This window comes from Cupriavidus sp. P-10 (assembly GCF_003402535.2).
GTDB lineage: Bacteria > Pseudomonadota > Gammaproteobacteria > Burkholderiales > Burkholderiaceae > Cupriavidus.
Genome location: NZ_AP025170.1, coordinates 2,936,367 through 2,958,228, shown reverse-complemented (window position 1 = coordinate 2,958,228; position 21,862 = coordinate 2,936,367). Strand labels below are relative to the sequence as shown.

General features: G+C 66.2%; 21 protein-coding genes. 9 read left to right on the top strand and 12 right to left on the bottom strand.

Going from position 1 to position 21,862, the window contains the following annotated elements:
- Positions 1 to 12 precede the first annotated feature (12 nt).
- Complete coding sequence (gene ppnP, locus CTP10_RS13605) at positions 13 to 324, top strand: pyrimidine/purine nucleoside phosphorylase (RefSeq protein ID WP_116318051.1); 312 nt, start codon at positions 13 to 15, stop codon at positions 322 to 324.
- Between the two features lie 24 nt (positions 325 to 348).
- Here the strand turns inward: ppnP and murB are convergent, their stop codons facing one another.
- Positions 349 to 1,371, bottom strand: coding sequence for a UDP-N-acetylmuramate dehydrogenase (gene murB / locus CTP10_RS13600; RefSeq protein WP_116318050.1), 1,023 nt, complete (start codon positions 1,369 to 1,371; stop codon positions 349 to 351).
- Between the two features lie 130 nt (positions 1,372 to 1,501).
- On the opposite strand from murB, the gene CTP10_RS13595 reads away from it, so the two are divergent.
- Complete coding sequence (locus CTP10_RS13595) at positions 1,502 to 1,987, top strand: YajQ family cyclic di-GMP-binding protein (RefSeq protein WP_116318049.1); 486 nt, start codon at positions 1,502 to 1,504, stop codon at positions 1,985 to 1,987.
- 79 nt (positions 1,988 to 2,066) lie between these two features.
- Here the strand turns inward: CTP10_RS13595 and CTP10_RS13590 are convergent, their stop codons facing one another.
- From CTP10_RS13590 to CTP10_RS13580, 3 genes are all read right to left on the bottom strand, one after another.
- The gene (locus tag CTP10_RS13590; RefSeq protein ID WP_116318267.1) at positions 2,067 to 2,528 is read right to left on the bottom strand and encodes a DUF192 domain-containing protein; all 462 of its coding nucleotides are present in this window, start codon (positions 2,526 to 2,528) and stop codon (positions 2,067 to 2,069) included.
- Between the two features lie 154 nt (positions 2,529 to 2,682).
- Positions 2,683 to 2,874 carry a hypothetical protein gene (locus CTP10_RS13585; protein WP_116318048.1) on the bottom strand — a complete coding sequence of 64 codons (192 nt, stop codon included), beginning with the start codon at positions 2,872 to 2,874 and terminating at the stop codon, positions 2,683 to 2,685.
- 104 nt (positions 2,875 to 2,978) lie between these two features.
- Positions 2,979 to 3,620: a pseudouridine synthase gene (locus tag CTP10_RS13580; protein ID WP_116318266.1), complete on the bottom strand. Its 642-nt coding sequence runs from the start codon at positions 3,618 to 3,620 to the stop codon at positions 2,979 to 2,981.
- Positions 3,621 to 3,858: 238 nt separating this feature from the next.
- Here CTP10_RS13580 and icd point away from each other — a divergent pair, with 238 nt between their 5' ends.
- A complete protein-coding gene (gene icd / locus CTP10_RS13575; protein WP_116318047.1) occupies positions 3,859 to 5,109 on the top strand; it encodes an NADP-dependent isocitrate dehydrogenase in 1,251 nt (416 codons plus the stop codon).
- A gap of 148 nt (positions 5,110 to 5,257) precedes the next feature.
- Entirely contained in the window at positions 5,258 to 5,719 is a 462-nt protein-coding gene (locus tag CTP10_RS13570) for a VOC family protein (RefSeq protein WP_063240200.1), read from the top strand.
- A 218-nt stretch (positions 5,720 to 5,937) separates the two neighbouring features.
- Here CTP10_RS13570 and CTP10_RS13565 read toward each other — a convergent pair whose 3' ends face one another.
- The gene (locus tag CTP10_RS13565; RefSeq protein ID WP_116318046.1) at positions 5,938 to 6,144 is read right to left on the bottom strand and encodes a cold-shock protein; all 207 of its coding nucleotides are present in this window, start codon (positions 6,142 to 6,144) and stop codon (positions 5,938 to 5,940) included.
- A 530-nt stretch (positions 6,145 to 6,674) separates the two neighbouring features.
- Between CTP10_RS13565 and clpS the strand changes: the two genes are divergently transcribed.
- The 4 genes from clpS (at position 6,675) to CTP10_RS13545 (ending at position 11,364) form a co-directional block, all read left to right on the top strand.
- Complete coding sequence (clpS, locus tag CTP10_RS13560; RefSeq protein WP_116318045.1) at positions 6,675 to 7,001, top strand: ATP-dependent Clp protease adapter ClpS; 327 nt, start codon at positions 6,675 to 6,677, stop codon at positions 6,999 to 7,001.
- Complete coding sequence (gene clpA, locus CTP10_RS13555; protein WP_116318044.1) at positions 6,998 to 9,292, top strand: ATP-dependent Clp protease ATP-binding subunit ClpA; 2,295 nt, start codon at positions 6,998 to 7,000, stop codon at positions 9,290 to 9,292. Before clpS ends, clpA begins: the two co-directional genes overlap by 4 nt.
- Positions 9,293 to 9,468: 176 nt before the next feature.
- On the top strand, positions 9,469 to 10,467 hold the full coding sequence (locus CTP10_RS13550; RefSeq protein WP_116318043.1) for a tripartite tricarboxylate transporter substrate binding protein: 999 nt from the start codon (positions 9,469 to 9,471) through the stop codon (positions 10,465 to 10,467).
- Between the two features lie 48 nt (positions 10,468 to 10,515).
- Complete coding sequence (locus CTP10_RS13545; RefSeq protein WP_116318042.1) at positions 10,516 to 11,364, top strand: VOC family protein; 849 nt, start codon at positions 10,516 to 10,518, stop codon at positions 11,362 to 11,364.
- A 52-nt stretch (positions 11,365 to 11,416) separates the two neighbouring features.
- Here CTP10_RS13545 and dut read toward each other — a convergent pair whose 3' ends face one another.
- From dut to CTP10_RS13515, 6 genes are all read right to left on the bottom strand, one after another.
- The gene (gene dut, locus CTP10_RS13540) at positions 11,417 to 11,917 is read right to left on the bottom strand and encodes a dUTP diphosphatase (protein WP_116318041.1); all 501 of its coding nucleotides are present in this window, start codon (positions 11,915 to 11,917) and stop codon (positions 11,417 to 11,419) included.
- Between the two features lie 67 nt (positions 11,918 to 11,984).
- Positions 11,985 to 13,004 (bottom strand): LLM class flavin-dependent oxidoreductase, encoded by a 1,020-nt coding sequence (locus tag CTP10_RS13535; protein ID WP_116318040.1) that lies wholly within the window; start codon positions 13,002 to 13,004, stop codon positions 11,985 to 11,987.
- Positions 13,005 to 13,019: 15 nt separating this feature from the next.
- Positions 13,020 to 14,222 carry a bifunctional phosphopantothenoylcysteine decarboxylase/phosphopantothenate--cysteine ligase CoaBC gene (gene coaBC, locus CTP10_RS13530; protein ID WP_116318039.1) on the bottom strand — a complete coding sequence of 401 codons (1,203 nt, stop codon included), beginning with the start codon at positions 14,220 to 14,222 and terminating at the stop codon, positions 13,020 to 13,022.
- 138 nt (positions 14,223 to 14,360) lie between these two features.
- Complete coding sequence (lspA, locus tag CTP10_RS13525; RefSeq protein ID WP_116318038.1) at positions 14,361 to 14,891, bottom strand: signal peptidase II; 531 nt, start codon at positions 14,889 to 14,891, stop codon at positions 14,361 to 14,363.
- Complete coding sequence (ileS, locus tag CTP10_RS13520; protein ID WP_116318037.1) at positions 14,891 to 17,785, bottom strand: isoleucine--tRNA ligase; 2,895 nt, start codon at positions 17,783 to 17,785, stop codon at positions 14,891 to 14,893. The genes lspA and ileS overlap by 1 nt, the downstream gene beginning before the upstream one ends.
- 112 nt (positions 17,786 to 17,897) lie before the next feature.
- Positions 17,898 to 18,902: a bifunctional riboflavin kinase/FAD synthetase gene (locus CTP10_RS13515; protein ID WP_116318036.1), complete on the bottom strand. Its 1,005-nt coding sequence runs from the start codon at positions 18,900 to 18,902 to the stop codon at positions 17,898 to 17,900.
- Between the two features lie 272 nt (positions 18,903 to 19,174).
- Here CTP10_RS13515 and CTP10_RS13510 point away from each other — a divergent pair, with 272 nt between their 5' ends.
- A complete protein-coding gene (locus CTP10_RS13510; RefSeq protein ID WP_116318035.1) occupies positions 19,175 to 20,989 on the top strand; it encodes a hybrid sensor histidine kinase/response regulator in 1,815 nt (604 codons plus the stop codon).
- A gap of 43 nt (positions 20,990 to 21,032) precedes the next feature.
- Here the strand turns inward: CTP10_RS13510 and CTP10_RS13505 are convergent, their stop codons facing one another.
- Positions 21,033 to 21,692, bottom strand: a complete 660-nt coding sequence (locus CTP10_RS13505) for a response regulator (RefSeq protein ID WP_011615962.1) — start codon at positions 21,690 to 21,692, stop codon at positions 21,033 to 21,035.
- Positions 21,693 to 21,862 lie beyond the last annotated feature (170 nt).

Below are 21,862 nucleotides of genomic sequence, written 5' to 3'. Positions count from 1 at the left end.
AAGGAGATGGAAGTGAGCCAGTTCGACAACGTATCGGTCGTCAAGAAAGCCAACCTGTATTTCGACGGCAAGTGCGTGAGCCACACCGTGCTGTTCCCGGACGGCACCCGCAAGACGCTGGGCGTGATTTTCCCGGCTTCGCTGACGTTCAACACCGGCGCCCCGGAAATCATGGAAATCAATGGCGGCAGCTGCCGCGTGCGCCTGGCTGGCGCAGAAGACTGGCAGACCTACGGCGCGGGCCAGCAGTTCAACGTGCCGGGCAACAGCAGCTTCGACATCGAGGTGCTGGAGACGCTGGACTACGTCTGCCACTTCGGCTGATCGCCGGCATCGGCAGGCAGCCGCCTACAGTACCACCGGTTCGGGCTCGATCCGCACACCGAAGCGCGCTTCGACGGTATCCGCGATGCGGTTGGCCAGTGCCAGCAGCATCGCGCCGGTGCCGCCGCCGTGGTGCACCAGCACCAGCGCCTGCTTGCCATAGACGCCCACCGGGCCGTCGCTGACACCCTTGAAGCCGCAGCGGTCGATCAGCCAGCCGGCGGCTAGCTTGTAGCTGCCGTCCGGCTGGGGATAGCTGACCAGGTCGGGATTGGCCTGCAGCAACATATCGCGCTGCTCGGCGCTGACCAGCGGGTTCTTGAAGAAGCTGCCGGCATTGCCGATCTGCGCGGGGTCGGGCAGCTTGCGCGTGCGGATCGCCACCACCGCGTCGCGCACCATGGCGGCATCCGGCGCGGCATCCGGGGCTGGCTTGCCTGCCAGCTCGCGCGCCAGTTCGCCGTAAGACAGTACCGGCTGCCAGTGTTTGGGCAAGCGCAGCGTCACCGAGGTAATGATGTAGCGGCCGGCGCCGGCCTGCTTGAACAGGCTGTCACGGTAGCCGAAGCCGCATGCGCGCAGGTCCAGCCAGACGAATACGCCGGCATGGCGGTCATAGGCGCGCACGCCTTCGAAGCGGTCGCGCAGTTCCACCCCGTAGGCGCCGATATTCTGGATCGGCGCCGCGCCTGTGGTGCCGGGGATCAGCGCCAGGTTTTCCAGCCCAGGCATGCCGTCGGCAATGGTGCGGTTGACCAGCGCATTCCAGTTCTCGCCGGCGCCGGCGGTGACCAGCCAGGCGTCATCGGCATCCTCGGCCTGGTAGCCCGGAACCTCCATCAGCAGCACCAGCGCGTCGAGGTCGCGCGTCAGCACCACATTGCTGCCGCCACCCAGCACCACCAGCGGGAGGCCATTGGCGCGCGGGTCCGCGAGAGCCTCGGTCAGGTCGGCTTCGCTGCGCACATGGACGGCGAAGCGCGCGCGCGCATCGAATCCGAATGTATTGTGGCGGCGCAGGGGATAAAATTCGTGGAAATCTGCCATGCAAGGGGATAGGTGACGCGGCCGCCGCTGGTGGTGAGCGTTGCGGCCCCTGGCTGCGAGGTAGGCCTGAATTATACGGAAGGCGTCGCCAACGGCGCCTTCCGGGCATATGGATCACAAGGAGAATGCAATGCCGTCGTTTGACGTAGTGTGCGAAGCGAACATGGTCGAGGTGAAGAACGCCGTCGAGCAATCCAACAAGGAAATCTCGACTCGCTTCGATTTCAAGGGCTCGGACGCCCGGGTCGAGCACAAGGAAAACGAACTGACCGCCTTTGCCGACGACGATTTCAAGCTGGACCAGGTGAAGGACGTGCTGATCAACAAGATGGCCAAGCGCAATGTCGACGTGCGCTTCCTGGACTATGGCAAGACCGACAAGATCAGCGGCGACAAGGTCAAGCAGGTCATCACCATCAAGAAGGGTGTGACCGGCGACCTGGCCAAGAAGATCGTGCGCATGATCAAGGACAGCAAGATCAAGGTGCAGGCCAGCATCCAGGGCGACGCGGTGCGCGTGTCGGGCACCAAGCGCGACGACCTGCAGAACGTGATCGCCCTGCTGCGCAAGGACGTGTCCGAAGCGCCGCTGGACTTCAACAACTTCCGCGACTGAGCGGAATCCCAAGGGGGAATCCCAAGGGGAATTCCATCCAGGCCGGCGCCCATGCCGGCCACGCTTGCCGCCGCGGCGCTCAGCGCGCCTGCGGCAGCCCGCTGATCTTCGCGCCGGCGCGGATGCCCTTCTGAGCGAACCAGCCCTGGTTCATTTCCAGCGCATAGCGGATCGCCGCCTTCGGGCAGTGGTTGTTCTCGCTGCGCGGCGCCATGTCTTCGATATTGACGATGGTCCCGTCGTCGGCCAGGAAGGCGATCGACAGCGGCAGCTCGGTATTGCGCATCCAGAAGCAGTGCCCGGCCTTCTGCTCGAACACGAACAGCATGCCGCCGTTGACAGGCATGCTCTTGCGGTACATCAGTCCCTGTTCGCGCGCCGCCGGCGTGGCGGCGACCTCGGCCTGGATCGCGTACATGCCTGCGGTCAGCGGCACCACCGGCAGCGCGGCTTGCGCCTGGGCCTGGCTGGCGGCCAGCGCGGCCAGCACAGCGGCGGTACGGATGCAGCGTGACAACGGCGTCTTGGACAGGAAGGACATGGTGTTCAGGTCGGGAAGGGCGCGGACGGCAGCCGCAAGCATAGCGCACGGGCCGCCCCGATGGATTGGCGACGGCCAAAACAACAAAGGCAGGCGCCTGGTGGCAGCCTGCCTTTCATCCGCCGGCGCATGGCCGGCAGGGAACGCCGGCGGCTTACTGTGCGGCCGGGGCCGAAGCCGTGGCGGCCTTCTTGTGGGTGCTCTTCTTGTGGCTGGTCTTCTTCTTGGCGGCCTTCGGGGCCTCCTTGGTGGCCGCGGGCGCTGCAGCGTCGGCAGGTGCCGAAGCCTGGGCGAAGGCGCCGGTGGCGAACAGGCCGACAACCAGAGCAGCGATCAGTTTTTTCATGGCGATTACCTCGAAGGATAAGAACAGTCGGAAGTTGTGACGCGTGATTGGACGTGTCACCGACAAGAACGAGGCCCCTGGAGGGCGCGTTGACGCGCCATTTGTTAGCTTTTGTAACGAGAACGTCGCTTGGCGTCGTTCGCCTGTCTGGTCTTTGAGACATGGGTCGCCGGCGAGCGTGCCGTCGGCAAGCCCAGCGCGCCGGGCTCGACCTGGCAGGACTCGCCGGGTGCGAGGCCCAGTGTGCGCAGGTCGAGCGGCCCGATGCCCACGCGGACCAGCCGCAGCGTGGGAAAGCCGACCGCCGCGGTCATGCGCCGAACCTGCCGGTTCTTCCCCTCGCGGATCTTCAGCTCCAGCCACGCCGTCGGAATCGCGGCGCGATAGCGCACCGGCGGGTGGCGCGGCCAAAGCCAGGCCGGCTCCTCGATTTCACGCACCCGGGCCGGCTGCGTGACGAAGTCGCCCAGGTCGACACCTGTGCGCAGCCGCGCCAGCGCGGCCGGATCGGGACTACCTTCGACCTGGGCGAGGTAAGTCTTTTCCAGCTTGTGGCGCGGATCGGCAATGCGCGCCTGGAGTGCGCCGTCGTCAGTCAGCAGCAGCAAACCTTCACTGTCCGCATCGAGCCGGCCGGCAGGGTACACGCCCGGCACGTCCACGCAAGCGGCCAGCGTGGGACGCGTGGGGTGTTCCGAGAACTGGCTCATGGTGCCGTACGGCTTGTTCAGGGCGATCAGGGTCATGGGGCGCAAGTATGCCGCAGCCGCGCGCCGCGGTTGGCGGATGATGAAAGATTGCTGCATAATACGAAATCAGTCTTGTGTCTTATATAAGACCAAGACTTGCCTGAATGTAGGGCAGGGTGGTGCAATGCAGTACTAGGCGGGCGACGATGCCCGCTACAATGCCAGCGCCATCTCCCGAGTCTCGCCGTCGGCCATGCACCGGCGGCCGTCTAAACCGTTCCGTACTGGAGACGTCATGTATCAACACATCAAGGTTCCGGCCGGCGAAAAGATCACGGTCAACCAGGATTTTTCGCTGAATGTCCCGGACAACCCCATCATTCCCTATATCGAAGGCGACGGTACGGGCGTCGATATCACGCCGGTGATGATCAAGGTGGTTGACGCTGCGGTGGCCAAGGCCTATGGCGACAAGCGCAAGATCGCCTGGATGGAGATCTACGCGGGCGAGAAGTCGACCAAGGTCTACGGCCCGGACGTATGGCTGCCGGACGAAACCCTGGATGTGCTCAAGGACTACGTGGTCTCGATCAAGGGCCCGCTGACCACGCCGGTGGGCGGCGGCATCCGCTCGCTGAACGTGGCGCTGCGCCAGCAGCTGGACCTGTATGTCTGCCTGCGCCCGGTGCGTTACTTCAAGGGCGTGCCTTCGCCGGTGCGAGAGCCGGAGAAGACCGACATGGTGATCTTCCGCGAGAACTCGGAAGACATCTACGCCGGCATCGAATGGGCGGCGGAAAGCGAGCAGGCGAAAAAACTCATCAAGTTCCTGCAGGACGAGATGGGCGTGAAGAAGATCCGCTTCCCGGCCACGTCGGGCATCGGCGTCAAGCCGGTTTCCCGCGAGGGCACCGAGCGCCTGGTGCGCAAGGCAATCCAGTACGCCATCGACAACGACAAGCCGTCGGTGACGCTGGTGCACAAGGGCAACATCATGAAGTTCACCGAGGGTGGCTTCCGTGACTGGGGCTACGAGCTGGCGCAGAAGGAATTCGGCGCCGAGCTGGTCGATGGCGGCCCGTGGTGCAAGTTCAAGAACCCGAAGACCGGCAAGGACATCGTCGTCAAGGACGCCATTGCCGACGCCTTCCTGCAGCAGATCCTGCTGCGCCCGGCCGAATACTCGGTGATCGCCACGCTGAACCTGAACGGCGACTACGTTTCGGACGCCCTGGCGGCACAGGTCGGCGGCATCGGCATTGCCCCGGGTGCCAATATGTCCGACTCCGTGGCCATGTTCGAAGCCACCCACGGCACCGCGCCCAAGTACGCCGGCAAGGACTACGTCAACCCGGGCTCGGAAATCCTGTCGGCGGAAATGATGTTGCGCCACATGGGCTGGACCGAGGCCGCGGACCTGATCATCGCGTCGATGGAAAAGTCGATCCTGTCCAAAAAGGTCACGTACGATTTCGCTCGCCTGCTGGAAGGCGCGACCCAGGTCTCGTGCTCCGGCTTTGGCCAGGTGATGATCGACAATATGTAAGCGCGGACTCCCGCTGCTGCGGGCGTCCTGGCTTGAAAAACCCCGCTGCCGTGTCCCGGCTGCGGGGTTTTTTCTTGCGCCCGCGCGCCAGCTTGCCTAGAACGTCAGGGATTGCAATGGACGGGCCGGTGGCCCCGGGGAGACTGCCATGGACGATCCTTTCCGTCGCACCGCCTTCGGCGCGGCCATCTTCTACAAGGACCCGCTGGCCGCGCTGGACTGGCTGGAGCGCGCCTTCGGCTTCCAGCGGGTGATGGTGATCCGCGACCAGCAGGACCAGCTGGTGCACTCGGAAATGCGCTTCGGCAATAGTTACCTGATGGTCGGCAGCGAGTGGGCGGACTTTACCGCCAGCCCGGCGTCGATCGGCGGTAAGAATACGCAGACGGTGCATGTGCACCTGCAGGATGGGCTTGACCAGCACTGCGAGCGGGCGCGCGCCGCCGGGGCCGTGATCATGCGCGAGCCGCAGGATGAGTTCTATGGCGACCGCACCTACACGGCGCGGGACCCGGAAGGTCATGTCTGGACATTCGGCCAGACTGTGCGTCAGGTCACAAAGGAAGAGGCCGAGCAAGCCAGCGGGCTGAAGATCGACGGCTGGGCCTGAGCTGGGCAGCCCACGGCGGCTTGGGAAAGCAGAAAGCCCGGCACGAGGCCGGGCTTTCCGTCGGATGCGGTGCGTGCAGCTGATATGCGCCAGTGCCCGCCCGGCCGCCTGAGACGGCCGGGCGGGCACTGGCACCGATCCCGTCCCGGGGGAGTTCCCCCCGCACCCTCGTAGACCGTCCCACGGCTCTGTCGGCCGGGATACGGTCGCGGCGCAGCTTAGGCGGCGTCCTGGATATTGGTGGCTTGCTTGCCCTTGGGGCCCTGGACCACCTCGAACGAGACGCGTTGACCTTCCTTCAGCGTCTTGAAGCCCGACATCTGGATAGCCGAAAAGTGCGCAAACAGTTCTTCTTCGCCCTCGTCCGGCTTGATAAAACCGAAACCCTTGGCGTCATTGAACCATTTGACGATACCGCTTGCCATATACTCCCCCAACGAAATAGCAGATTTCAAAGCGGGGAAGCCGATGCCGGCCGGATGATACGGACTGCCGCGCACGCACTGCGACGCCATGACCGGCCGCATCCTGAGGTGCGGCCAGCGATGACGCGCGGCGAGGTGCAATCGCTGGCGGCCAGTCTCGATGCTGACTCGCCGCCGCCGGGCCGTGGGCCTCCCTGCTCACGGATCACCCGCCCATTGGCCTTTTGCTTTGACTCGCTGGCCTCAGGCGGGTGTGCGATCGATTCTTCTGTCAAACATACATACTGTCAAGCTGGCGGAATCCCCACTGCGGGCAGGGTGTGGTGGGAATCGGACGGCGCGGGATGGTACCTTGGCGGCAAGCATCGGGTATTGTCCGGATCAGTCCGGCCGGATCCCGTCACGTGCATTGCAATGCCTCTGGCGTGCGGTTCCGCGCTTTTCCATAACCGGAAACAGGTAACCCGGCCCTTGAATCCGGCGCCTTTTCCCCAAATTGCAGAGTTGCGAGTAAGGGTTAGAATAAAGCCATGGCTACACGGCTTGCGAATGTCCCACAACGCGAAGCGGGCACCATCCTGGAGCGTAAAGAGCAGGCGCTTAAACCGCCTGCCATGTACAAGGTGGTGCTGCTTAACGACGACTACACTCCGATGGAGTTTGTCGTGATGATCCTGCAGCAGTATTTCAGCAGGGACCGGGAAACGGCGACGCAGATCATGCTGACCGTGCACCGGGAAGGAAAGGGCGTCTGCGGTATTTACACCAGGGATATCGCGGCGACAAAGGTCGAGCTGGTGTCAACGCACGCGCGGCAGGCGGGGCACCCCCTGCAGTGCGTGATGGAGGAAGCATGATTGCGCAAGAATTGGAAGTGAGCCTGCACATGGCTTTTGTCGAAGCCCGGCAGGCGCGCCACGAGTTCATAACCGTGGAGCATCTGCTGCTGGCATTGCTCGACAATCCCACGGCAGCTGAAGTCTTGCGCGCGTGCGCGGCCAATATCGAGGACCTGCGCACTAGCCTCAAGAACTTCATCGCCGATAACACGCCGGTGGTGCCGGGGACCGACGAAGTCGATACCCAGCCTACGCTCGGCTTCCAGCGCGTGATCCAGCGCGCGATCATGCACGTCCAGTCCACTTCCAACGGCAAGAAGGAAGTGACAGGTGCCAACGTGCTCGTCGCCATCTTCGGCGAGAAGGATTCGCACGCGGTCTACTACCTGCAGCAGCAGGGCGTGACGCGGCTGGACGTGGTCAACTTCATCAGCCACGGCATCCGCAAGGACCAGTCCGAGCCTGCCAAGCATGGCGATGCGGCTGGTGAAGGCGAAGGCGGCGATGGCAAGGAAAGCCCGCTCGAGCAATACACCCAGAACCTGAACGCGCTGGCCAAGGCCGGCAAGATCGACCCGCTGATCGGCCGCGAAAGCGAAGTCGAGCGCGTGGTGCAGGTGCTGTGCCGCCGGCGCAAGAACAACCCGCTGCTGGTGGGCGAGGCCGGCGTCGGCAAGACCGCGATTGCGGAGGGCCTGGCCTGGCGCATCACCAAGAACGAAGTCCCGGACATCCTGGAAAAGGCCACCGTCTACTCGCTCGACATGGGCGCGCTGCTGGCCGGCACCAAGTACCGCGGTGACTTCGAGCAGCGCCTGAAGGGCGTGCTCAAGTCGCTCAAGGACAATCCCAACGCGATCCTGTTCATCGACGAGATCCACACGCTGATCGGCGCGGGCGCCGCATCGGGCGGGACGCTGGACGCCAGCAACCTGCTCAAGCCGGCGCTGTCGTCGGGCCAGCTCAAGTGCATCGGCGCGACCACGTTCACGGAGTACCGCGGCATCTTCGAGAAGGACGCGGCGCTGTCGCGGCGCTTCCAGAAGATCGATGTGGTCGAGCCCTCGGTCGACCAGACCGTGCAGATCCTGCGCGGCCTGAAGTCGCGCTTCGAGGAACACCACGGCGTCAAGTACGCGGCTTCTGCGCTGACCGCCGCGGCCGAGCTGTCGGCCCGCTTCATCACCGACCGCCACCTGCCGGACAAGGCGATCGACGTGATCGACGAGGCCGGCGCGGCGCAGCGCATCCTGCCGAAGTCCAAGCAGAAGAAGACCATCGGCAAGGGCGAGATCGAGGACATCGTCTCGCGCATCGCGCGCATCCCGCCGCAGAGCGTGAACCAGGACGACCGCAGCAAGCTGCAGACGCTGGAACGCGACCTGAAGTCGGTGGTGTTCGGCCAGGATCCCGCGATCGAGGCGCTGGCATCCGCGATCAAGATGTCGCGTGCCGGCCTGGGCAAGACCGACAAGCCGATCGGCTCGTTCCTGTTCTCGGGCCCCACCGGCGTGGGCAAGACCGAGGTCGCCAAGCAACTCGCCTTCATCATGGGCATCGAGCTGCTGCGCTTCGACATGTCCGAGTACATGGAACGCCACGCGGTGAGCCGGCTCATTGGCGCGCCCCCGGGCTACGTGGGCTTTGACCAGGGCGGCCTGCTGACCGAAGCCGTCACCAAGAAGCCGCACTGCGTGCTGCTGCTGGACGAAATCGAGAAGGCGCACCCGGATATCTTCAATATCCTGTTGCAGGTGATGGACCATGGTTCGCTGACCGACAACAACGGCCGGCGCGCCGACTTCCGCAACGTGATCATCATCATGACCACCAATGCGGGGGCGGAAACCATGAACCGCGCCACCATCGGCTTCACCAGCTCGCGCGAGCAGGGCGACGAGATGGCCGACATCAAGCGCATGTTCACGCCGGAGTTCCGCAACCGGCTGGATTCCACCATCAGCTTCCGCTCGCTGGACGAGGAAATCATCCTGCGCGTGGTCGACAAGTTCCTGATGCAGCTGGAAGAGCAGTTGCACGAGAAGAAGGTGGAAGCCAGCTTTACCGAGAAGCTGCGCAAGTTCCTGGCGCACAAGGGGTTCGATCCGCTGATGGGCGCGCGCCCGATGCAGCGCCTGATCCAGGACATGATCCGCAAGGCGCTGGCCGACGAGCTGCTGTTCGGCAGGCTGGTGTCCGGCGGCAAGGTGGTGGTCGACCTGGACGAGCAGGACCAGATCAAGCTCGATTTCTCCGAGATCGAGCCGGAACCGCCCGAGGCGCCGGAAGAGCAGCGCGCCGAGGCCTGAGCGGCAACCGATCCGGCCGAAAATCGCACCGGATCGTGCCGATCCGGGCGCTGCCTGGCCGGGGTTGCCTGCAACGTGGCCGATCATCGGGCAAAATACAGGGGGCGGCTTGTGCCGCCTCTTCTTTTTTGTCCCGGCGGCCGCCGGCTTTGTGGCCGCCAACGCTCGAATACCCGATGTCCTCTGCCGAACGCACGCGGCGCCGCCGCCTGCTGCTCAAGATCCTGCCGCTGGGCGCCATGCCCGTTCCGATGATGCGCGCCGCCGCCGCCGAGGCGCCGGCCGGCAACCGTCCACTGGCGCTGGTGCTGCCATTCCCGCCGGGCGGCAGCGTCGATATCGTCGCGCGGCAGTTGCAGCCGGGGCTGAAGGCGGCGCTGGGGCAGGCCGTGGTGGTCGACAACAAGCCGGGTGCCGGCGGCCTGATCGCGTCCAGCACCGTGGCGCGCGCCAGGCCGGACGGCAGCACGCTGCTGATGGCGTTCGATACGCACGCCATCAACCCGTTTGCCTACAAGCAGCTGCCCTACGACACCTTCCACGATTTCACGCCGATCTCGCAGCTGGTGCGCTTCCCGCTGGTGATCGCGGCCAATCCCTCGTTGCCAGCCTCCAACGTGCGCGAGCTGGTGGCGTTGGCCAGGGCCAAGCCCGATAGCGTGCGCTTTGCCTCGTCCGGCATCGGCAGCCTGAACCAGCTTGCGGCCGAGGCGCTGGCGACCGAAGCCGGCATGCATATGCTCCACGTGCCTTACAAGGGCGGCGGCCCGGCCGTGCAGGCGGTGCTGGCCAATGAGGTCGATCTTTTTTTCAGCAGCTATGCCGCGGTACAGGCGCATGTGGCGGCCCGCACCATCAAGGTGCTGGGCGTGACCGGCACCAGTCGCCTGCGTCAGTTGCCGCAGGTGCCGACCGTTGCCGAGCAGGGACTCAAGGGCTTTGAAGCCTATTCCTGGATCGGCGTGTTCGGACCCGCGAACCTGCCCGCGGCAACGGTCACGCGGATCCACCATGCGCTGGTCGAATCGCTGCGCCAGCCGCGCGTGGTCGATGCGCTGGCCGCGCAGGGCTTCGAGATCGTCGGCGGCAGCCCGGCCGACCTCGGCAAGCTGGTGCGCCAGGAGCATGACAAGTGGCAGGCCGTGGCGCGCAAGGCCAATATCCAGTTCGAATGACGGCGGCCGGGCGCAGGGGCGCCCGCCGCACAGACTGAGGTGATGTCGATGGCAAGCCAAGCAGAAATGTTCGACCATGCGGTGGTGGTGTGTCCCGACCTCGATGCGGGGGTGCAGGCCTGGCAGCGGCTCGGCTTTACGCTGACGCCGCGCGGCTACCACACGCTGGGTTCGCAGAACCACTGCATCATGCTGCGTCACGACTATGTCGAACTGCTGCACGTGACCGCGCCCAGCTCAAGCCGCCAGTACTACTGGGACGCGCAGGCGCGCGGCGGCGGCTGCGCGGCGATGTCGTGCAAGAGCGCCGACGCCTTCGGCACGGCCGCGCGGCTGCGTGGGTCGGGTTGGTACACCTCGGATCCCATCGAGTTCTCGCGCCCGGTGCGGCTGGACGATGGCAGCGAACATCCGGCCACCTTCCGCGTGACGGCACTCGACGATGCACCGGGCGCACGCTACTTCGTCTGCGAGCACCGCACGCCGGAACTGCTGTGGCGGCCGGAATGGATGTCGCACGCCAACGGCGCCGACAGCATCGCGACCATGTTCCTGGTGGTGGCGCCTGCGCTGGTCGATGCCGCCGCGCGGGCCTACGCGGAACTGACCGGCGGCGAGCTGACGCAGCTGAGCGAGCATGTCAGCAGCCTGGCGCTGGATGACGCCACGCTGGTGGTCAGCACGCCGCAGGCGCTGGCCTCGGCGACCGGAACGGGTTATGTGCAGCGCGATGTGCCAGGCTACGCGGCGATTCGCTTGCGCACCGGCGACCTGGCTGCGGCGCGTGCGCTGTGGCGTGCGGCCGGGGTGCTCACCCACGATCTGGGCCCGCGCGAGACGCTGGTGCCGGCCGAGGCGGCGGGTGGCGTGGCGTTGCTGTTCGAGCAGCGGGGCTGAAATGCAAACTGGCGCCGCAGGGCGCCAGTTTTACTTTGTCGGGGCGCTGGGATCAGGCGCTGGCCTTGGCGTGATGCACACCGGTCGAGCCGAAGCCACCCGCACCGCGTTCGCTGTCTTCGCTGAACTCGTCGACCGTCGTGAACACCGGTCGCAGCACCGGCACGAACATCATCTGCGCGATGCGCTCGCCTGGCTGGATCACGATCGGCTCGGTGCCCGGCGCGTTGCGGTTCCACACGCTGACCATGATCTGGCCCTGGTAGTCGGCATCGATCACGCCGATCGAGTTGCCCAGTACCAGGCCCTTCTTGTGGCCCAGGCCCGAGCGCGGCACGATGGTCGCGGCCATATAGGGGTTGCCCATATGCACGGCGATGCCGGCGGGCACCAGTTGCGCGGCGGTACCCGGCGCAATCGTCACCGGTTCATCGACGCAGGCGTGCAGGTCGATGGCGGCGGCCATTTCGCTCTGGTACGCGGGCAGGCCCCATTCGTTCAGGCGGGCATCGAGCACCTTGATTTCGACGGTGGGGTTCAGGGGCTGGGTCATGGGCAATCCTGGGGAATTCGGTTCAACGGGTTGGGTGGCAGCGGCGCATGATACCGGACGGACGGGCTCAGGCCGTGCCGCCGAGGTCGAACGCCTGTGCCAGCAGTTCGTAGGTGCGCAGCCGCGCGGCGTAGCTGGCGGTGACGCTCAGCACGACCAGTTCGTCAGCGGCAAACTGCTCGCGCAACGCTTCCATGCGCGCGGCTACACGCTCGGGGGTGCCGCACAGGGTGCGGGGTCGCTCGCGCTCGATCACGAACTGATCGCGTTCGGTAGGCGTAAACTCCGCGGCCTGCGCCAGCGACGGGATCGGCGCGTTGACGCCATAGGCCATCTGCAGGCGGCGCAGGTCGACGGCGCGTTCCAGTTCGGCGGCTTCGGCATCGGTATCGGCGCAGATCACGAAGATGGCGGCCGCGCTGTAAGGCCTGGCTTCGTAGCCGGGCGCGAAATCCTCGCGATACTGCTGTGCCACCAGGTGGCCGGCATGCGCGTTGATGAAGTGGGCAAAGGCAAAGCGCAGGCCCAGCCGCGCGGCCAGCGCGCCGCCGTAGTCGCTGGAGCCCAGCACCCACAGCTCGGGCCGGGTATCGATCTCGGGCTGCAGCAGCACCCCCTCGGCCAGGTGGCCCGGCGGCACTTCGCCGCGCAGTAGCGCCGACAGGTCGCGCACCTGCTCCTCGAACTGCGCGCCCCGGTCGTATTGGCCCATCGCCACCGCCTGCGCGGTGCGCAGGTCGCCGCCAGGCGCGCGGCCGACGCCAAGATCGATCCGGTTCGGGAACAGGCCTTCGAGCATGCGGAACTGCTCTGCCACCTTGAAGGGGCTGTAATAGGGCAGCATCACGCCGCCCGAGCCGAGACGGATGCGCTGCGTGACGCTGCCGATGCGGGCCAGCATCACTTCGGGCGCGGGATTGCAGACGCCGTGCAGGCCATGGTGCTCGGCGCACCAGTAGCGGGTGTAGCCCAGCGCGTCGGCCATCTGCGCCAGTTCCACGGTGGCGGCGAGCGCATCGCGCGCGGTGTGGCCGGCGATGACGGGGCTCTGGTCGAGTACGGACAGGCGCAGGCGTGGCTTGGTCATTGGACGGCTCCGCGTTCAGGGCCGCGCGCGGCCCGGCAGCCGCTGGCCGATCGCGGCTACCAGCTGGCGCGCCAGCGAGAGCTTGTCGGCGCGCGGCAGCCGTGTCATGCCGGCGGCATCGAACAGCACGATCTCGTTGTCGTCCAGGCCAAAGGTATGGTGCCCGATATTGCCGACCAGCAGCGGCACGCCCTTGCGCTGGCGCTTCTGTTCGCCGTACTGCTCCAGGTTCTCGCTCTCGGCGGCAAAGCCGACACAGTAGGGCGCATCCGTGCGCGCCGCCACGGTGGCGAGGATGTCGGGGTTCTGCACGAACTGCAGCGTGGGCGTGTCGGTGTCGTTGGCCTTCTTCAGCTTCTGCTGCGCCACCTCGGCGGGGCGCCAGTCGGCCACCGCGGCCACGGCGACGAAGACGTCGGCGCCGGGCAGCTGTGCCAGCACCGCGTCATGCATCTGCTGCGCGCTGCGCACGTCGGTGCGCGCCACGCCGCGCGGCGTCGGCAGGCTGGTTGGTCCGGCCACCAGCAGGACCTCGGCGCCGGCCTCGCGCGCCGCGCGCGCGATCGAGAAGCCCATCTTGCCTGACGACAGGTTGGTGATGCCGCGCACCGGGTCGATCGCCTCGAAGGTCGGGCCGGCGGTGATCAGCACGCGCCTGCCTTGCAGCGGCTTGGGCTGGAAGAAAGCGATGATGTCGTCGAGTAGTTCTTCCGGCTCGAGCATGCGGCCGTCGCCGACTTCGCCACAGGCCTGGTCGCCACTGCCCGGCCCCAGGATGGTCACGCCGTCGGCGCGCAGTTGCGCGGCGTTGCGCTGGGTTGCCGGCGCGGCCCACATCTGGCGGTTCATCGCCGGTGCCACCAGCAGCGGGCAGTCGCGTGCGATGCACAGCGTGCTCAGCAGGTCGTCGCACAGGCCATTGGCCAGGCGCGCCATGAAATCGGTGGAAGCCGGGGCGATGACGATGGCGTCGGCCTCGCGCGAGAGGTCGATATGCGCCATGTTGTTGTCGATGCGGGCGTCCCACTGCGACAGGAACACCGGGCGGCCGGACAGCGCCTGCATCGTCACCGGGGTAATGAAGTGGGTTGCCGCCTCGGTCATGGCCACCTGCACGGTGGCGCCGGCCTTGGTCAGCAGGCGAACCAGCTCGGCCGACTTGTAGCAGGCGATGCCGCCGGTCAGGCCGAGAACGATGTGCTTGCCGCGCAAATCCATGGTGGGCTCGAAGGGTGGGGATCAGGGTGGAAACCGGCATGATACCGGCACGGCGCGAGGGCTGCTGCCGGCGCTCGCGAAGGATGGCAACAGGGCCGCTTTCGCGGCCCCGGCGTCACCTGCGTGCGGTCGCGGCGTTTAGTGCCGCCGTACCCGCCGCAACTCATCCACGATTAGCAGCACCGCACCGACCGTGATCGCGCAGTCGGCGACATTGAAGGCCGGCCAGTGATACCTGCCCACGTAGAAATCCAGGAAGTCGACCACGTGACCGTAGACCACGCGGTCGATCACGTTGCCGACCGCGCCGCCCAGGATCAGCGACACCGCGAAGCAGAACAGCCGCTGCCCGGTATGGCGATACAGCAGCCACACGATGAACGCCCCGACCACGATGCCCAGGCCGGTAAAGAACCAGCGCTGCCAGCCGCCGGCGTCTGCCAGGAAGCTGAACGCCGCGCCCTTGTTGTAGACCAGCACCAGGTTGAAGAAGCTGGTGACCGGGCGCGACTCACCGTAGGTGAAGCTGCGCACGATGACGATCTTGAAGAACTGGTCAAGCAGCACCACCAGCAGCGCAAACGCCAGCCACAGCAGCGGCGTGGTGTTGCCGGCGGCCTTGCTGCCGCGGCGGGCCGGGCGAGCGGAACGGGACGTGGACGATGCCATCAGGCATGGCTCCTGTGTTCACCGGCGCCGAACAGGTTACTGTCGCAGCGGCCGCAGAGGGTGGGATGGTCCGGGTTGTGGCCGACATCGGCGCGGTAGTGCCAGCAGCGCTCGCACTTCGCGTGCGCCGACGGCGTTACCGTCACCAGCAGGTCGCCGGCTTCCGGTGCCGGCGCGACCTTGGCCGACGAGGTCAGCAGCACGAAGCGCAGGTCGTCGCCCAGGCTGCGCAGCGCTTCCAGCACCGGACCGCCGGCCTGGATCGTCAGCTCGGCCTGCAGCGACGAGCCGATCTCGCCTTCCACGCGTACCGCTTCGAGCTGCTTCGTGACTTCGGCGCGCACTTCGCGCAGCGTGTGCCACTTCTGCAGCAGGTCGTCAGCGCCGTCGTCCACTTCGGGCAACGCGTAGTAGGTGCTGGTAAAGATGGTGTCGGTATGTTCGGTGCCGTGGGCGAAGATCTGCCACGCTTCCTCGGCGGTGAACGACAGGAACGGCGCCATCCAGTGCAGCATCGCCTGGGTGATGTGGTACAGCGCGTTCTGCGCCCCGCGGCGGGCCTTGGAGTCCGCAGCGGCGGTGTAGAGGCGGTCCTTCAGCACGTCCAGGTAGAAGCCGCCCAGGTCTTCCGAGCAGAAGGTCTGCAGCTTGGCCACCACCGGGTGGAATTCGTACGCTTCGTAGTGCGACAGCACCTCCTTCTGCAGCCGGTCGGTCAGCGCCACGGCGTAGCGGTCGATCTCCAGCCATTCCGACGGCGGCAGCGCGTGCCTGGCGTGGTCGTAGTCGGACAGGTTCGACAGCAGGAAGCGCAGCGTGTTGCGGATGCGGCGATAGCTCTCCACCACGCGCTTGAGGATCTCGTCCGAGATCGACAGCTCGCCCGAGTAGTCGGTCGAGGCCACCCACAGGCGGATGATCTCGGCGCCCATCTTGTTGGAGATGTCCTGCGGCGACACGGTGTTGCCGACCGACTTGGACATCTTGCGGCCCTCGCCGTCGACGGTGAAGCCGTGCGTCAGCAGCGCCTTGTAGGGCGGCTTGCCGTACAGCATCGACGCGGTCAGCAGCGACGAGTGGAACCAGCCGCGGTGCTGGTCGGAGCCTTCCAGGTACAGGTCGGCCAGGCGGCCTTCGGGCTGGTCGGCGGCCGGGTCGTACAGGTCGTCACGGTGCGAGCTGCGGATCACGGACCAGTGCGTGGTGCCCGAGTCGAACCAGACGTCGAGCGTGTCGCGGTTCTTCTCGTACTGGCTGGCTTCGTCGCCCAGCAGTTCGGCCGGGTCCAGCGTCTGCCAGGCCTCGATGCCTTGCTGCTCGACGCGCTTGGCGATGGCTTCCAGCAACTCGGGCGTGCGCGGATGCAGCGCGCCGGTTTCCTTGTGCACGAAGAACGCCATCGGCACGCCCCACTGGCGCTGGCGCGACAGGGTCCAGTCCGGCCGGTGGGCGATCATGTTGTGCAGGCGCTGCTTGCCCCACGACGGGAAGAACTCGGTCGCCTCGATGCCGGCCAGCGCGGTCTCGCGCAGGGTCGGGACGGGCTTGCCGTTCTCGTCGGCCGGATCCACGTCCATGCCCGCGAACCACTGCGAGGTGGCGCGGTAGATGATCGGCGTCTTGTGACGCCAGCAGTGCATGTAGCTGTGGGTGTACTTGTGCGAATTGAACAGGTTGCCCGATTCCTGCAGCGCGTCGACGATCTTGGGGTTGGCATCCCAGATCGACAGCCCGCCGAACAGCGGCAGGGTACCGGCGTAGACGCCGTTGCCCATCACCGGGCTGATGATGTCGCTGTCGGGCATGCCGTGCGCCTTGCACGACTGGAAGTCTTCCACGCCATAGGCGGGGGCCGAGTGCACGATGCCCGAGCCGGTGTCGGTGGTGACATAGTCGCCCAGATAGATCGGCGAAAGGCGGTCATAGCCCGCGTCCATCTTGGCCAGAGGGTGGTGGAAGCGGATTTCCGACAGCGCGGCGCCGGTGGCCGTGGCGACGACCTTGCCTTCCAGCGCGTAGACCTTCAGCTGCTCCTCGACGCGCTCGGTGGCCAGGACCAGGTAGCCGCGCGGCGTATCGACCAGTGCGTATTCCACCTCGGGGTGCACGTTCAGCGCCTGGTTGCTGGGGATGGTCCATGGCGTGGTGGTCCAGATCACGATCCAGCCCGGCTTCGCGTTGATCTGGTCGAACGGCACCTTGAAGGCGTGCGCCAGCTTGTCGGTCTCGGCAAACGGGAAGCCCACGTCGATCGACAGGTCGACCTTGTCCTTGTACTCGACTTCCGCCTCGGCCAGCGCCGAGCCGCAGTCGAAGCACCAGTTCACCGGCTTCAGGCCGCGGAACACATAGCCCTTTTCCATGATCTTGCCGAGCGCACGCAGTTCGTCCGCCTCGTTGCTGTAGTTCATGGTCAGGTAGGGATGGTCCCAGTCGCCCAGCACGCCCAGTCGCTCGAAGTCCACCATCTGGCGCTTGATCTGCTCGGTGGCATACGCGCGCGCCTTGGCCTGGACTTCCTGCACCGGCAGGCCCTTGCCGAACTTCTTTTCGATCTGGATCTCGATCGGCATGCCGTGGCAGTCCCAGCCGGGCACGTAGACGGCGTCAAGCCCGCTCAGGCCGCGCGCCTTGATGATCATGTCCTTGAGCACTTTGTTGACGGCGTGGCCGATGTGGATATCGCCATTGGCATACGGCGGGCCGTCATGCAGCACGAACTTCTTTGCGCCCTTGCGCGCCGCGCGGATCTTCTTGTAGAGCTGCTTGTCCTGCCACTGCTTGACCCACTGCGGCTCGCGCTTGGGCAGGTCGCCACGCATCGGGAAGGGCGTGTCGAGCAGGTTGACGGGGTACTTGTTTTTCTCGGGCTTGGCGCGTTTGTCGTCGGACATTTTGATTCTCGAAGCAATTCGTTGGGCGCGCGGCCGACGTCAGGGCGGGGCGCGCGGGAAGACTGGACAGGGCAGGCGAACCGGACCCGCGCACACAGGCGGGCACCGGCCGCTAGCTAATTCGGTCGGTGGCGGAAGTGGCGAAGTCGCGGCCACCGGCGCCCTCGGCGCCTTCAGCTGCTCCCGGCGCGGTCAGGCCGAAGAACCCGCGCGCATCGGCGCTGTCCTTGGCGATCGCTGCGGTCAGGTCTTCCAGGTTGTCGAAGCGCGCTTCGTCGCGCAGCTTCTTCATGAACTCGACCCGTACCAGCTTGCCGTACAGGCTTTCGTTGAAGTCAAAGAGGTGGACTTCCAGCAGCACACGGCCGGCGTCCTCGATGGTCGGGCGCACGCCGATGCTGGCCACGCCGGGCAGCGGGTGGTCGGCAATGCCGTGCACCTGCACCACGAAGATGCCATTGACCGCAGGACGCTTGTGCGAGATGCGCAGGTTCAGCGTCGGGAAGCCCAGGTCACGGCCCAGCTTGCGGCCATGGATCACGTGGCCGCTGATGGCATAACCGTGGCCCAGCAGGCGCCGTGCGTGCTCAAGGTCGCCATCGGCCAGTGCCTGGCGCACCGCCGAACTGGAAATGCGGATGCCGCCTTCGGAGACCGAGCCCATCTGCTCGACATCGAAGCCGTAGCGGCGACCGGCGTCCTGCAGGTAGGCGAAGTCGCCGGCGCGTTTGGCGCCGAAGCGGAAGTCGTCGCCGACCAGCAGCCAGCGCGTGTGCAGGCCATGCCACAGCACGTTCTCGACGAAGGCCTGCGGCGACTGGCCGGCAAAATGGGCGTTGAAGTGCTCGACCACCACCCGATCCACGCCATTGCGGCGCAGGCTTTCCAGCTTGTCGCGCAGCAGCGCGATGCGGGTGGGCGCCTTGTCCGGGGTGAAGAACTCGCGCGGATGCGGCTCGAAGGTCATCACGCACAGCGGCAGGCCGCGCGCGTCCGCCGCCGCGCGCGCACGCGCGAGCAGCGACTGGTGGCCGCGATGCACACCGTCGAAATTGCCGATGGTGAGCGCGCAGGGCGCCCGGCTCTCGGCGTTGGGCAGGCCGCGGAAGACTTTCACGGGGACGGCGGGAAATGTTTCGGGTAAAGCGAACATTATAAGGCGAATGGATCGGCTTGCTGCTGCCGGCGCCGCCGTGTGCACTAAGCTGCTGTTTTTGTGCCGCAACCGGCGCGCCCGGCATGGCGCGATGCGGCAAAAGGCGGCATGATATGCACCACTTGAGTGTCACTCCGGCGTCACATATGTTGAAATCGCCCGGGACACGCCATTTTTCACCGCTTTCTTGGTTGCACCGCCCCGCTGAGTCCGCCATTTCAAGCCAGCCACTTTTGAACGCGCTGCCCAACCGGTTCCTGTCCCGGCTTCTCCCCCGTATCCTGCCGCAAGCGAGCGGCGAGCTTGATGTCGAGACCCGCGCCAAGCTGATGGCCATCGTGCACAAGAATGCGCTGACCGCCATCGTCGCTTCCGTGCTGCTGCCGGCCCTGACCACGCTGGGATTCTGGGACGAGGTCAGCCACGCGGCGCTGCTGGGCTGGTGCGCGATCATGTTGCTGCTGACAGCGGGCGGCCTGTGGTTCCATTTCGGCTACCAGCGCGACGGCGCGTCGATGAGCCGTTCCGCGCATACGCGCAAGTGGTGGAACAACATGCGCGTGCTGGCGCTGCTGACCGGGGTGACCTGGGGCAGCTCGGCACTGCTGCATTTGTATACAGGCTCGGTGGTGTTTTCCAGCGTGCTGTACCTGCTGACGCTTGGCGTGCTGGCCGGTGGCGCGGTATCGCAGGCGCCGGTGCCGTCCAACCTGGTGTACGCCGGCGTGCCGATCCTGGTGCCCAACATCCTGATGGCGGAGTTTGCCTTCCCCGGCCATGGCGCCTATGTACAGGGCCTGCTGGTGATCTACGCGCTGATGCTGTCGCGTCATGCCTTCAACCTGCAGGGCACGCTGGTTCGCGCGATCCAGCTTGAAGGCGACAGCCGGCGGCTGGCCAAGCAGTTCCAGGAAGAAAAGGAGCGCGCCCTGCATGCCAGCGAAGAAAAATCGCGTTTCCTTGCCGCCGCCAGCCATGACCTGCGCCAGCCGGTGCATGCGCTGGTGATGCTGGTGGAGGCGCTGCGCGCGCGCAACCAGTCGTCGTCGCTGCATCCACTGGTGGAGCAGGTGGCGGCCGGCACGCAGACCATCGACTTGCTGTTCCGCTCGCTGCTGGACCTGTCCAAGCTGGAAGGCCGCAAGGTCCTGCCGACGCTGGAGCCGTGCGAACTGGGCGCGCTGATCAGCGATGTCATGAGCCAGTTCGCCGCCGACGCCCGCGAAAGCGGCCTGATGCTGACGCCGCGCGTGCCCGATGAGCTGTACGCGATGGCCGAGCCGGTGCTGCTGCGCCGCGCGCTGTTCAACCTGGTGCAGAACGCGCTGCGCTATACCCAGCGCGGCGGCGTGCTGGTGACCGCGCGCCAGCGCCGCAAGCACGTGCGGCTGGAGGTGTGGGATACCGGCGCCGGCGTCACGCCCGAGCACCTGCCGGAGATCTTCTCGCCGTACTACCAGGTCAACAACCCGCAGCGCGACCCGTCGCAGGGCCTCGGCCTTGGCCTGGCGATCTTCAAGGAGTGCGTGCGGCTGATGCGCGGCACCTATGGCGTGCGCTCGGTGCCGGGAAAGGGTTCGGTGTTCTGGTTCGCCCTGGCCCCGGTGCCGGCCGATACCGTCGCCAGCGTGCGCGCGATGCGCGCCATGGCGCAGGCCGAGGAAGCCAAGCCCGACCGGCTGCAGGGGACGGTGCTGGTGGTCGACGACGACAGCCAGATCCGCAAGGCGTGGATCGCGCTGATGGAAGCGTGGGGTATCGAGGTGGCCTGCGCCGCGCACGGCGCCGAGGCCGACAAGCTGTTCGCCAAGGGCCTGCGCCCGGACATTATCTTCTGCGACCTGCGGCTGCCGGGCAGCGAAAATGGGCTGGACCTGCTGGAGCGCTGGCAGAACACGCAGCCGCAGGCGCGCAGCGCGCTGCTGACCGGCGACCTGAAATCGGCCGCGCTGGCGGCGGCGGAAGAGGCGGGGTATTTCGTGCTGCCCAAGCCGGTCGACCCGGCGTCGCTGCGCATGTTGCTGCGGCGCTGGCTGCGTCCGGCTTAGACTGGGGAAGGGTTGGTTCGGGGAAGAATTGCAGAGCGGCGCCTTACTGGCGCAGCCGGAAACGCTCCATCCGCGACATCACCTGCATGCGGGTACGCACGCCCAGGCGCTGCAGGATCGCCGAGACATGCTCCTTGACCGTGTTCTCGGTCAGCCCGAGCCGGCGCGCGATCACCTTGTTCGGCAGGCCTTCGAGCACCAGTGCCAGCACGGATCCCTGGCGCGGCGTCAGGCCCAGCTCGGCCGGCGTGACGGGAATGCCGTGCGCCGGGCCGAACGACTGGGCCCGCCCGTTCAGCGCTTCATCGGTAGGGAAGGAGGTATCGCCCGCCAGCACCTTGCGCACCGCGGCGGTGAAGGCATTGGCATCGAGATGCTTGCCGACAAAGCCGCATGCCGACAGCGCGCGGGCGCGGCCGACGATTTCAGGCGTGGCTTCGGCAGACATGAAGATAAAGCGCGCCCCCGGGATGACGGTCTTGAACGACTGCATGGCATCGAAGCCGGTGCCGTCGTTCAGCCAGATATCGAGCAGCACGATATCGGGGCGCAACCCCTGCTGCAGGCTCGTCAGCGCTTCGCGGGCACTGCCGGCGGCGTGTACCGCAACATCCGGCATGACTTCGGCAAGAAAAGCCGTGGTGCCTGACAAGGCCATAGGATGATCATCGACCACCAACAACGTCGGTGCAGCGTTCGACATGCGAATTCCCGTCTAATTTCCCGTTTCGTCCTTGTTGTCACCCGCTCGTTGCGAGCACTGTGTCGATCAAACCATGCACAGGATTGGCGCGTGGACGTAGCGCCCACTCTAGCAGAGGGGGCGATGCGTCACAATCCATCAATCGGGGGTATACGGCCCCACCGTCACAT

Bases quoted from the DNA above. Each gene is read 5' to 3' on its own strand.
- murB (WP_116318050.1), bottom strand. From the start codon at position 1,371: ATGGCAGATTTCCACGAATTTTATCCCCTGCGCCGCCACAATACATTC.
- CTP10_RS13595 (WP_116318049.1), top strand. From the start codon at position 1,502: ATGCCGTCGTTTGACGTAGTGTGCGAAGCGAACATGGTCGAGGTGAAG.
- CTP10_RS13590 (WP_116318267.1), bottom strand. From the start codon at position 2,528: ATGTCCTTCCTGTCCAAGACGCCGTTGTCACGCTGCATCCGTACCGCC.
- CTP10_RS13585 (WP_116318048.1), bottom strand. From the start codon at position 2,874: ATGAAAAAACTGATCGCTGCTCTGGTTGTCGGCCTGTTCGCCACCGGC.
- CTP10_RS13580 (WP_116318266.1), bottom strand. From the start codon at position 3,620: ATGACCCTGATCGCCCTGAACAAGCCGTACGGCACCATGAGCCAGTTC.
- icd (WP_116318047.1), top strand. From the start codon at position 3,859: ATGTATCAACACATCAAGGTTCCGGCCGGCGAAAAGATCACGGTCAAC.
- CTP10_RS13570 (WP_063240200.1), top strand. From the start codon at position 5,258: ATGGACGATCCTTTCCGTCGCACCGCCTTCGGCGCGGCCATCTTCTAC.
- CTP10_RS13565 (WP_116318046.1), bottom strand. From the start codon at position 6,144: ATGGCAAGCGGTATCGTCAAATGGTTCAATGACGCCAAGGGTTTCGGT.
- clpS (WP_116318045.1), top strand. From the start codon at position 6,675: ATGGCTACACGGCTTGCGAATGTCCCACAACGCGAAGCGGGCACCATC.
- clpA (WP_116318044.1), top strand. From the start codon at position 6,998: ATGATTGCGCAAGAATTGGAAGTGAGCCTGCACATGGCTTTTGTCGAA.
- CTP10_RS13550 (WP_116318043.1), top strand. From the start codon at position 9,469: ATGTCCTCTGCCGAACGCACGCGGCGCCGCCGCCTGCTGCTCAAGATC.
- CTP10_RS13545 (WP_116318042.1), top strand. From the start codon at position 10,516: ATGGCAAGCCAAGCAGAAATGTTCGACCATGCGGTGGTGGTGTGTCCC.
- dut (WP_116318041.1), bottom strand. From the start codon at position 11,917: ATGACCCAGCCCCTGAACCCCACCGTCGAAATCAAGGTGCTCGATGCC.
- CTP10_RS13535 (WP_116318040.1), bottom strand. From the start codon at position 13,004: ATGACCAAGCCACGCCTGCGCCTGTCCGTACTCGACCAGAGCCCCGTC.
- coaBC (WP_116318039.1), bottom strand. From the start codon at position 14,222: ATGGATTTGCGCGGCAAGCACATCGTTCTCGGCCTGACCGGCGGCATC.
- lspA (WP_116318038.1), bottom strand. From the start codon at position 14,891: ATGGCATCGTCCACGTCCCGTTCCGCTCGCCCGGCCCGCCGCGGCAGC.
- ileS (WP_116318037.1), bottom strand. From the start codon at position 17,785: ATGTCCGACGACAAACGCGCCAAGCCCGAGAAAAACAAGTACCCCGTC.
- CTP10_RS13505 (WP_011615962.1), bottom strand. From the start codon at position 21,692: ATGTCGAACGCTGCACCGACGTTGTTGGTGGTCGATGATCATCCTATG.